Below are 11,143 nucleotides of genomic sequence, written 5' to 3'. Positions count from 1 at the left end.
ATGCCATGTTACGTATCTCCTATTATCTCTTAACTCGAAAAGAAATGTATGTAGACTTAGGCGAAGACTACTTTGATAAACAGAGACAACAATCAATTTTTCGGCATTCACTAAGAAGACTTGAAAGCTTAGGATACACAGTTACATTACAAGAACCTGAAGCATCTTAATCCAGTCCACTTACCTACAATAAATCACTAAAAAATCACTAAATTAGGCGCGCTCCCCTTTTTTAAAAAACAATGAGCTGCGTCTTCTTAAGTATTGCCTCTTCTCCTAAATTCCAGAAGTCTATTTTCATGGTAGTTTAAGTGTATTAAATCACAAACTTAGCTGTTTTTGTTTAATAAGAAAGATGTGCTCAAAACTCATTTTCATTCATTACAGGAATGATGCCCCGTTAGTGCCATAAGAAAACCGCTTTAATGGATATGAAGAAGAGATGAATAGAACTATTAAAACGAAAAAAACTAGTATGTAACCAGCTTATTAAGTAAATAACAGTTAAAAAAAGGGGAATAACCCCATAATTATATAATGGGGTTATTTTTTCGTTTTCTAAAAACTTTTTAGGAGGACTCGCTCGTGTTTATAAAAAAATTCACTGTAGGTCTCCTGCTTTTAGGTAGTCTTGCTGCTTGTGACAACGAATAAAGTGTCTAACTTTTTGGGTTCACTTCAAAGCAACTCCATTTAAGTAAAGCACCTATTAACGCAAAGTAGCTTAATCCACTTACTAAAATTCCACTGTTGCATAGCTTAATCAGTCTCAACATCATTTTTACCCATAATTCGGACAATCTTAATAGATAACCATCCAGGGTCCATAACTAAAAATTCCTTTTGTCCCTTTAATTCAGTTTCAGCTCTATACCAATTCTCCTGAATATCAAATTTAATTGGATACTCGTTCCTTTTCAAACTATCATATAGTAAATCAGTATCATTTAAACAATTTGAAAATTAATTCCTCTTCCGTACGGAGAAGATAAATCCCCAGTATTCCAGTAACCATTTACTTCTTGAATTATAATCCTTTGGTCGTTGATATTCAATTTTAAACAGGAGAATTTTCGAATAGAAATATAAACTTTGCTACATATCTGAAACCGAGATCTCTGGTATTAATGCATTGAGTTTGTGCAAAAATGCTTCCCCCACTTAATTTATTGATTGTAATATAATAAAACTTACTATTAATTCTCCTCCCCCCCTGTATCAAAAGGGAATCGTTTTTTCTTTTTAAGTTGTTTGATAACCAATTACAAATTTAAAAAATTATTTATGGTTATTTCTGTTTTCCAAAACTTTCTCCATATTATTAATCGACCATTCCATCATTAAAAGGATCATTGGACGTAGTGACTCGCCAAGTTCTGTTAACGAGTATTCTACTTTAGGGGGTACCTCACGGTATACCTCCCGATGAATGATACCATCTGCTTCAAGTTCTCTAAGTTGAAGTGTTAACATTCTTTGGGTGATATTAGGTTTTAATCTTTTTAATTCATTAAATCGTTTCTTACCATCTAATAAATGATAAAGAATAACACCTTTCCATTTTCCACCAATAACTTCAACGGTAGATTCTACTGGACAAGAATATTTATTTAAAAATAGATAATTTATATTATTTTTCGTTGAACTAATCATCAAAAGACCCTCCTTTAACAATAGTTTCTTTTTTGATACTATAACACAAAAATGTGCGTACTTGTATCATTGTTACTTTGAAAATATAATTTAGTTAAATATTAATTTAATAACAAGAAAAGAGGACCTTTTATGAATAACACAAAACAAAATACAAAACAAAAAATTATGGAGGCTTTTAACTTTAGACATGCCTGTAAAGAGTTTGACCCTATGAAGAAAATTTCAGAAGATGATTTTAAATTCATTTTAGAAACAGGAAGATTATCTCCTTCTTCTTTTGGATATGAGCCTTGGAAATTTATTGTGGTACAAAATAAAGAATTAAGAGAAAAACTATTACCATATTCATGGGGAGCAAGTGTACAGCTTTCAACCGCAAGTCATTTTGTCATTGTTCTTTCAAGAAACATCAAAGATATGTACTATGATGCAGAGTATATTCAACACATGATGAAAGATATTATTGGATTACCTGAAGAAGCTCAAAAAGTCAGATATGAAATCTTCAAAAAATTTCAAGAATCGGAATTTAAATTGTTAGACTCCGAGCGTGCCGTATTTGATTGGTCTTCAAAACAAGCTTATATTGCTTTAGGTAATATGATGACGAGTGCAGCTCAAGTTGGTATAGATTCTTGCCCAATGGAAGGATTCGATAAAGAAAAAGTAGAATCTTTACTTCGTGAAGAAGGAATTCTAAAACATGATAATCTTGAATTGTCAGTTATGGTTGCATTTGGATATCGTAAAGGAGAACCACAATTTAAAAAAACAAGACTATCTATGGATACTATTGTTGAATGGATTTAATCATATAAATCTGTGTTCATACAACAAAAAAAACGCTTTTCTTTCTGTAGAATCTTAGGAAAGGATGGCGTTTTTGTATGACTATTTTCTGTATCCGATGTTGTGATGGATAGTCCCGGAGACTACTAGAAATCAATATGGAGTATACTAGAAGGATCTTTTCACCTAGTTCATGCCAAAGCCCCTTTCCCTTCAGGACCTTCAACAAATGTAATGATACCTTCCGGTTTATCGTATTTTTCATGGTTTCTTGTTTTATAAACTCATCATTTGAAATTTCATTCGCAAAATAGGAAGCAACACCCATAGCTGCCACTCGTACTTGCATGACTATAAAGATCAATCCCTGTAATAAGAATCACCATACCAAATCAATAAAATTGTAGGTTAGACTGCAATAATCATCTCACCTAATTAAAAATAAAAGGAGGAGTACTAAGAAACCACTTAGAAGGCCGTGGAAGGACTGAAAGCCGAGCGATTTGCGTCTCTTTTCAATATAAATCTGTCTACTTATTAAAGAGATAACATTATGATACAATTGTAGTTCTAATCGAAAGTATCTTTAGAGAAAATAGGAGCGATGAAAATGAAAAAAGCTAATCTCTGTTTTATAGGTGCTGGATTTCATGCATCTACTAATATTTATCCTTCTGCTATTGAAGTAGGTGCAACAATACAGGCTGTTGCTACAAGGAATATTGAGCGTTCTAAAGCTACCCTTCAGCGTTTTGGAAGCGAAGGGACGCCCTATGATGACTATAAAAAAATGTTACAGTATGAAGAGTGCGATGGTGTTGTTGTAGTCGCTCAGCCTGAAGATCAGCCTTCTCTCGTGATGGATTGTATCAAGGCTGGAAAGAATGTATTTGTGGATAAGCCTCTTGGAATGAGTGCTGATGAAGCTACTGAAATTGCAGGTGCTGCTGATGAAGCTGGAGTGTCGGTAATGGTTGGATTTATGAAACGTTATGCTCCTTGTTATACTAAGTTAAAAGAAATTATTGAAAATGGTAGTCTTGGAAATGCCCGTTCGTTTCAAGCAAGATTTGCAGCAGACAGCACGCCATTTTGTAAGGATGATGAGCAGTTTATCAAGTTTGCTTCGATACATATCGTTGATTTAGTACGCTATCTATTTGGAGAAGTTTTATACGTATCAGGTTTTAAGAATAGTGATAATGGGTTTATTTCTCACAGCATCTCACTAAAGTTTGAAAATGGTGTTGTTGGTAGCCTTTACTTTACAGGAATGACAGCTTGGTCTCGTGAAAGTGAAAACATACTTGTTACATTTGATAATGGATTTGCTTTTGCAGATGAAGTAAATTCACTTACTATCCATAAATCACAAACATTCAGTGATTTGCCATGGAAATCTCTTGAAGAGGCTGACACTGTATTTACTCCATCTGCATCCCCTATGTCAGGAACTTACAGAGATCTTTATTTACGTGGCTTTGTTGGAGAAATGACTCATTTTATAGACTGTTGCATAAATAATAGAAAACCAACGTCCAATGGACGTGATAACGTACATACAATGTCTCTTTGTGACCGTATTTTATCTGAGTTAATATAAGCAATCTACAAGCCTTTTCTTAGATAAATACAAAAACTAAAGGAATGTTTAAAATTGAGAAGTAAAATAACTTAAGTTTTAGCATGGTAGGTTAATTGGTAAAAAAATACTTGATATGAAGTAATAATTATTAAGAAGGAGAGATTATGAACAGTAAAGAAAATGAAAAAGTAAATGTTACGAAAGATATTGCAAAAGGAATAGTAAAAGGGTTAAAAACTGGTTCTGTTCTGGAAAGATTTGAATGAAGAGAGCGTTTACAATATAGATCCTAAAGTAAACAGTAAAAATCTTTTAAAACACTTTACGGGGCAAAAAAATTTAACTAAAGAACAGCAAAAAGAAATGAATGAAAGTTAATAAAAGTTTAGGAAAACTATAAACGATAGTAAAAGGCTTTATCCATGTTCTTTAACTTTAGATATTTTCAATAAAATTAAATTTCAGAAGGACTCCATACTTGAAGTTGTTAAAAGAAAGTTCAAGTATGGAGTCTTCTTTTCTTCCAGGCTAAATTTCCGCGACAGAATGTTGATGCTACATCTAAACCTTCATTTAACTAATACATAAGCATCTTTCCCAATACTTATGTTTCCTTTTAAGATTTATTATATTCAGTTTGCTTAGTTGGATTTATAGAAGTCATTTTAATAATATCTTCTAGATTGCAATTAGTATATTCAATGATATTTTTTATGGCATTATTGATTTTTAGAATACTTCCAGCAAATGTACCATCTTTAAAATTGGCAGTTGTTTCAGTGTATTCCATCTAAAATTGTTCCAACAAATAGTTTTTCTCTAAGGGAATCAGCTTCTAAATTCCATTATATAAAAGAGTAACATGTGTTGCTTCAGCTTGAATTGCCTCATTTTTTTCATATACGAATGAATATGAAATTGTTATTTAACATTTATTATTAAACTTGCGTTTGCAAGTTTAATAACTTTCTTGAAAAAGTGCTTGGTTGCTTGTTTATCTCTTGATTCACTTAGATAAAAATCAATGGTATTGCCTTCTGAATCGACAGCACGATATAAATACATCCATTGACCTTTTACCTTCACATTACGTTTCATCAACTCTCCAGATATCATTTGTTGTCTTAAGATGACGTCGTACTCTTTCGTCTAATTCAGGTCCATATTGATGAACCCAACGCATAATGGATTGTATGGACGATAGAAAAACCTCGTTCCTCATCATTTCCACCAAATCACGAAAACTTAGGTTTTATCTTAGGTACCACCTTACAGTTAATAAAACAATATCAGGCTGATAATACTTCCATTTAAACAAATTTTCCTTTTCCATACCGATCACACACTTTCTTTAGATTAATAGTATCAGTATGTCCGAGGTTTAGAGATTAGTTTCAAATCAGCTGAAATTTTTGCACCAGAACCCAATCATTTCATAAGGCGCAAAGACGCTTAATCACGCCCACCACTCATTGCCACTTAGACATCGATATGAGGCAGTTTTTCCGCTTTCTTTTATCTGGATATTTTCTCTTCATCTAATATTAACTCTCTTGTTACTTCTTTATTACCACTTCAAAACCATTCTCAACATCTTATTATAGACGTGCTTTTACTTATACCTAGTCATTTGATTAACTTTTTACAGAATAATTAAAAAATACCCCATCGAAAAAGTGGCAAGGCACTCGAATGTTCCTAACCACTTTTCTTTTCATTAATTTACTTTACTTAAATTTTCTTCATTTAAATTCTCTACTTTACCTACCTGATTAAATTTTTTATCAAATACTTTTATAAAGATGAATGTAGCTACTGCGATGAAAAACATCAAAATAAGAGCAGAATTACTAAATTGTGCGGAATGCTTATTGACTGAAAAATCTATTATTTTATAACTCATAAAGGATTGTCCAAATAGCATCGCAATAAACACTCCACCTAATGCACTTCCAATATTAAGAACTAAGCTCTCTATACCAAGACCTACACCACGCTGTTCTACCGGTAGTAACAGAGTGTAATTAGCCAGATAACCTGAAAAGAAGAGTGTATAACCGATATTAAAAAGTCCCATTCCTAGGAATATAAATGTAACTGAGTAGCCGACTAAAAAGGCAACAATGGTTAATCCAGAAAATATAAATAATCCACCTAATAGTGTAATGTTACGATAACCAATAGATTTAGTTATACGGCCAGTCTGCATTCCAGTGATAGCAGCAGCTATGTTTGTGATTGTAAAAAAGACTCCCATTGTAGTTACTGACATCCCATATGTCTTGATTACTATGAATGGAAATATAAAAGAAAATCCAACTTGTGTTCCATAAAACAATGCGCACACGATTAAAGACCACACAACACCTTTAACTCTAAATAACTCTGGCTTGATTAAGGAATCTTTACTCTTTAACATGTAGAAAGCAAATATTGCAGTACAAACCAGTGCTAAAATTAAAAGTACTGGGTAATGCATTTTAAAAGTCATAAATGTAATGAACAATGTAGTAATGGCTGTTACTAAAGTTATACCAATAAAGTCAAATGAACCTTTTTTACTTTCATCTTTAGGTATGTTTTTGATTAGAATAGGAACTCCAATAAATGTAACTATTGGAATCAGGAACACCATGTTCCAATGTAAATATTCAGTAATGTAGCCTCCAAATAAGTTACCGCTTGCAGATGCAATTTGGTATACGGCTGCATTGTAACCAATATATTTTGCCGCAGTTAACTTGTCAAAATATTTCATAGCAAAAATAATTTGCAAAGACACAGGGGCTGCAATTGTAATACAAAACAAAACTCGAAAAATGACTAATAATGTAAAACTATAATCTGAAAATACTCCCAATAAAGTTACTATAGGAAAAGAATAACATGTAAATAATATCATTTTCCTTATACTTATGAAATCAGATAAGGTTGCCAAAATGATCGAAGCAATACCAAAGGTCAATTTACCAACCGTAACCACTAGACTAACGGTTGATGGTGTTACTGCAAATTCTTCAGCAAGATTTGGAGTAATCAGGTTGAATACGCTTTCATTAAAAACAAAGAAAAATTGAAATAATAATATCCATGGCATACACCTTGTAACTCTTCGACGAATTTCTTCTCTATTCATTTTTTCTCCTCCCATATTTTTATTTATTTGAACGTTAAAATATCAGATTCTGGTGCAAATAGACACAAACAGCTAACTTAATATGAATATTATCTATGATATAAATAATTTTCACACGAAATGCAAAGAATTAAACCGAACATTCGCATAATACAGAAATTTAATTTCCGGAATTAACCTTTTCTCTTTTTTTATTTTTTGACAAAACGTAAGAATTCTCTACTCTTTCGATGGTTAACCGGTTACACATTTTTTCAAGCAGCCATGCATAATATTTTACGCCATGACTGCTTAATCATTTTTTTAGTTAAGCAATAAGCGGTCTAATAAAATACCAGTGAATTTTTTACTATCCACCTCAAGACAAACTTCTACATTTCCGTTTGGATCGGGTAAGGCAACTGTTTGACCAGTCAATTGACGGTGATCATAATCAACATAGACGTACATCTTTTCAGTCTCGACAATGCTTCTATCGATCATGAGAGAGACTGTTAACGGATCATGCATTTTAGTTGTGTCTTCATTTATAAATTCAAACCAGCGATCAAGTTGTTTGACTAGCGCCAAATTCAGCGGATCTTTGGAAGCTTCTAATTCGTCCCGAAAAACTCTGTCAATAGTCACCTTATTCGTGACATCTAAGCCAACCATGACGATGGGGGCTCCACTTCGAAATAAAAGTGTTGCTGCTTCAGGGTCACAGCGAATATTATGTTCGTCCTTTGGAAGTTCAAGAGCATTATCACCAAGACGAGTTACACCGCCCATCAAGACAATCTCTTTCACATTTTTAATGATCTTCGGTTCACGAATAATTGCAGCTGCGATATTTGTAAAGGGGCCAATTGGAATCAAGGTAATTTCACCTGGATTTTCCATAATGGTCTCGATGATAAAATCTACAGCATGTCCATTTTCATACATTACATCATCATAGCTAGTTAATACACCTTCCCCTTCATGACCTGCCATCCAAATGTCACGATTATGCAATAGAGGTTGATTGATTCCAGCAAATACTTTTACATCATTATGTCCTCCAAGTTGAAGTAATTTTTTGGCAATCTTAGCACGGAGATCCACATCTCCGTAAACCGTCGTAATGCCCTCTATTATGACTTCTTCTGAGCGCATGGCGAGAGCTAAAGCCATTGCATCATCAATGTCACTTCCAATATCTGTGTCAATAATAATTCGATTTGTCATCATCTTTCCCCATTTCTATTTTCATTGTTTATTAATTAAAATAAACACTCCGGGTATCGTTGCACTTGTAAAATTAGCTAGTGACATTGTAAATAATGCCTGAACTGTAAGCTGATAAATTTCAATTCGGTGTGATTTGGAGTGTTACTTACAATTGTTAGATCATAGTAAATAACATTTAAACAACATTTGACCAATTCCCCATTTTAATACAATAAAACTAAACAGAATCTCAGAATAAACGCATGAATAACAATACGATATAATACGATAATTAATAGATTTCTTTCAATTTCAACCAGTCTTGCAATCCTTGCTCATTTAATAATTCAGATAGTTCAGAAAATTGTTTACAAGAAATTCTTACATGACACTCCCGAAGCAGATTTTTTCTATTTTACTATTATTAGGTAATATAAATTAAGAAATTATTACACCAAACTTTTGAACTTCTTCTAAAGTTGGTAACGAACTCTGTGCCCCAGCTCTTGTTACTGTGATGGCAGCTACCTTTTGCGCTTCGCATATTGCAACATCAATATCTTTACTCCTTATATAACTCGCTACAAAACCACCTATGAAACTATCTCCAGCTGCTGTAGTATCCTGTACTTTTACTTGATGCGCTGGATACAACTTGAATGTTTCGTTGTCTACATAACAACAACCCTTTTCACCAAGCGTAATAATTAAAGCTTTAACTCCTTTATTAAGCATAGCCTGGGTTGCTTCTTTGAGTTTACATTCATCTTGAATTTCTATTCCTGATATTTCGGAAAGTTCATGTTCATTCGGAATTAAGATATCAACATTTTTTAATATTTCTTCACTTATTAATTTGGAAGGAGCTGGATTTAATATTGTTGTTTTTCCTTCTTTCTTGGCCAACTCAAGGGTATACTTTACAGTTTCCATTGGAATTTCTAGCTGTAGCACTATCATTTGACATTGTTCTATAGCCTGTCTCTGATTCCATATATCTTCAGGAGTTAATTCAAAGTTAGCTCCAGGAGTGACAACTATGTGATTTTTCCCACTCTTCTCCACTGTCACTAATGCCATTCCTGTTTTATTCTTTGTCGTTACAATATGTTGAGTTTCTACCTGGCTCTTTTTTAAAGAATCTAATAGACGTGGAGCGAAATGATCTGAGCCAACCTTTCCAATCATACTTACAGAAGCTTTTAACTTTCCAATAGCTACTGCTTGATTAGCGCCTTTTCCACCAGATATCTCTAACATACTTGTTCCTAAGAGTGTTTGACCTTCTTTCGGCAGTTCCTCGACATTTAAAACAATGTCCATATTTAGACTTCCCACTACCACGACATCTGGTTGCATGAAATCCCCCCTTCTTGTTGAATGTCTCGTAATTAGTCTTGCTTCTAATTTATGCTGCAAACTAATATTCACTTAATTAGCAACCATGGTAGCCAATAGCCAATGCATCATCCATTTTAATAACTCGACTATACAAAGAAAATCATATAAGACGATGTATGAATCTAGAATCCATTTCAAAAATAACAAAGACACATAATCATGTTTTTTAGCTTGTCCCTCTAATTTACATATCAAAACAGGAAACGTATCATCACATATTTCGCAACGAATTTCACTTCATTCCTGTTTTTAATTAATTCATGATTTGGCTATTACTGTGATATTATACTAACATTAAACACACTTTATTTTTATCTTAATCTGGCTATATTTTTATACGATTCGGCTATTTTGTATGAAAGGTTTGAATGATATGAATCAATTGGATTTTCTTTTTTTCTTTAAACGCGCACAGGGGCAATACATCCCTCCCCATACACATGAATGCTATGAACTCGTTTACTACAATGCAAATGGAAAAACAAAGATCAATTCCATCGATTACACCTTTAGTAAAAATACGTTTGCGCTAATTTCTCCAAATGTAGAACATGATGAGTTACATCTTACAGAAGCTGATGTGCTTTTCTTCGGATTCCACAGCAGTTATTCTGGTATTGCGAACTTGAACGGCATCTTTGAAGATGACAAGGACCGGACCATTCAACATATTGTGCATCGAATGAAGAACGAGTTTATGCAGCGACAAGATAATTTTGCTGAGATGCTCAACCTGTTGGTAGGGGAACTTGCAATTCATTTGCAGCGTTTAATCGGCACAAAATATGCCCAGAAGCAGACAGAAGATCGGATACAGTATGTACGCAATTATATGGATGAATATTTCCGCCAAAAACTCACAAATAAATTATTAGCAGATATGGCAGGATACAGCTATGACAGATTCAGACATTTGTTCAAGGAAAAATATGACGTCGCACCTCTGCAGTATCTTTATGAAAAACGGCTCGAATATGCAAAAGATTGCTTACTAAGTCGACCACAAATGCTCGTATCAGAAATTGCATTGGACGCAGGGTTCGTCAACGACTCCCAATTTTGTAGCATGTTCAAACGGGAAGTAGGTATGACGCCTAAGAGGTATAGAATGTTGCATGACGTTTAATCACAATCATTTAACATCAGGTTTACAATTACCTGACGTTTTTTTTTTTTTATATATGCTGTCAATACATGCAAATATTAATTAGATAAATATATTCTTAATTAGTTTGTTCTTACTTCATTAATTAATCACTGGATTTGAGTCAATATTTTGGACACTAAAAAGTTAAATCTTAAGCTGTATTCCTAATTCGATCTTCAATGGCTTGTGGGGTTTGATAGCCCAAGCTGCTGTGAATTCTTTTTCGGTTATACCAACC

The 11,143-nt window shown here is 33.3% G+C and carries 8 protein-coding genes and 1 pseudogene; 3 read left to right on the top strand and 6 right to left on the bottom strand.

Annotated elements, in window-relative coordinates:
* Nucleotides 1–1,278: 1,278 nt before the first annotated feature.
* Nucleotides 1,279–1,653: a winged helix-turn-helix transcriptional regulator gene (locus tag N0M92_RS28360; RefSeq protein WP_260288916.1), complete on the bottom strand. Its 375-nt coding sequence runs from the start codon at nt 1,651–1,653 to the stop codon at nt 1,279–1,281.
* Nucleotides 1,654–1,785: 132 nt separating this feature from the next.
* Between N0M92_RS28360 and N0M92_RS28355 the strand changes: the two genes are divergently transcribed.
* Together N0M92_RS28355 and N0M92_RS28350 are read left to right on the top strand one after the other, a co-directional pair.
* Nucleotides 1,786–2,466, top strand: a complete 681-nt coding sequence (locus tag N0M92_RS28355) for an NAD(P)H-dependent oxidoreductase (RefSeq protein WP_260288915.1) — start codon at nt 1,786–1,788, stop codon at nt 2,464–2,466.
* 589 nt (nt 2,467–3,055) lie between these two features.
* The gene (locus tag N0M92_RS28350) at nt 3,056–4,048 is read left to right on the top strand and encodes a Gfo/Idh/MocA family protein (protein ID WP_260288914.1); all 993 of its coding nucleotides are present in this window, start codon (nt 3,056–3,058) and stop codon (nt 4,046–4,048) included.
* 598 nt (nt 4,049–4,646) lie between these two features.
* On the opposite strand, the gene N0M92_RS28345 is transcribed toward N0M92_RS28350, so the two are convergent.
* The 5 genes and pseudogenes from N0M92_RS28345 to rbsK all read right to left on the bottom strand — a co-directional run bounded on the left by N0M92_RS28345 (nt 4,647) and on the right by rbsK (nt 9,716).
* Nucleotides 4,647–4,820, bottom strand: a complete 174-nt coding sequence (locus tag N0M92_RS28345) for a hypothetical protein (protein WP_260288913.1) — start codon at nt 4,818–4,820, stop codon at nt 4,647–4,649.
* 152 nt (nt 4,821–4,972) lie between these two features.
* Nucleotides 4,973–5,363: pseudogene (locus N0M92_RS28340) on the bottom strand (IS6 family transposase); the annotation flags it as partial.
* A gap of 384 nt (nt 5,364–5,747) precedes the next feature.
* Nucleotides 5,748–7,166 carry an MFS transporter gene (locus tag N0M92_RS28335; protein WP_260288912.1) on the bottom strand — a complete coding sequence of 473 codons (1,419 nt, stop codon included), beginning with the start codon at nt 7,164–7,166 and terminating at the stop codon, nt 5,748–5,750.
* 303 nt (nt 7,167–7,469) lie between these two features.
* Nucleotides 7,470–8,375, bottom strand: a complete 906-nt coding sequence (locus tag N0M92_RS28330) for a nucleoside hydrolase (protein WP_260288911.1) — start codon at nt 8,373–8,375, stop codon at nt 7,470–7,472.
* A gap of 420 nt (nt 8,376–8,795) precedes the next feature.
* Entirely contained in the window at nt 8,796–9,716 is a 921-nt protein-coding gene (gene rbsK, locus N0M92_RS28325; protein WP_260288910.1) for a ribokinase, read from the bottom strand.
* A 397-nt stretch (nt 9,717–10,113) separates the two neighbouring features.
* Between rbsK and N0M92_RS28320 the strand changes: the two genes are divergently transcribed.
* Nucleotides 10,114–10,884: a helix-turn-helix domain-containing protein gene (locus N0M92_RS28320; RefSeq protein ID WP_260288909.1), complete on the top strand. Its 771-nt coding sequence runs from the start codon at nt 10,114–10,116 to the stop codon at nt 10,882–10,884.
* Nucleotides 10,885–11,143 lie beyond the last annotated feature (259 nt).

It is taken from the genome of Peribacillus aracenensis (genome assembly GCF_025175645.1).
Classification (GTDB): Bacteria; Bacillota; Bacilli; order Bacillales; family DSM-1321; genus Peribacillus; species Peribacillus aracenensis.
Note: the sequence above shows the minus strand (reverse complement) of the source record. Positions and strands in the feature narration are given on the sequence as shown.

Excerpts from the sequence above, each read along its gene's own strand:
- N0M92_RS28360 (WP_260288916.1), bottom strand. The coding sequence starts at position 1,653 with ATGATTAGTTCAACGAAAAATAATATAAATTATCTATTTTTAAATAAA.
- N0M92_RS28355 (WP_260288915.1), top strand. The coding sequence starts at position 1,786 with ATGAATAACACAAAACAAAATACAAAACAAAAAATTATGGAGGCTTTT.
- N0M92_RS28350 (WP_260288914.1), top strand. The coding sequence starts at position 3,056 with ATGAAAAAAGCTAATCTCTGTTTTATAGGTGCTGGATTTCATGCATCT.
- N0M92_RS28345 (WP_260288913.1), bottom strand. The coding sequence starts at position 4,820 with ATGGAATACACTGAAACAACTGCCAATTTTAAAGATGGTACATTTGCT.
- N0M92_RS28335 (WP_260288912.1), bottom strand. The coding sequence starts at position 7,166 with ATGAATAGAGAAGAAATTCGTCGAAGAGTTACAAGGTGTATGCCATGG.
- N0M92_RS28330 (WP_260288911.1), bottom strand. The coding sequence starts at position 8,375 with ATGACAAATCGAATTATTATTGACACAGATATTGGAAGTGACATTGAT.
- rbsK (WP_260288910.1), bottom strand. The coding sequence starts at position 9,716 with ATGCAACCAGATGTCGTGGTAGTGGGAAGTCTAAATATGGACATTGTT.
- N0M92_RS28320 (WP_260288909.1), top strand. The coding sequence starts at position 10,114 with ATGAAAGGTTTGAATGATATGAATCAATTGGATTTTCTTTTTTTCTTT.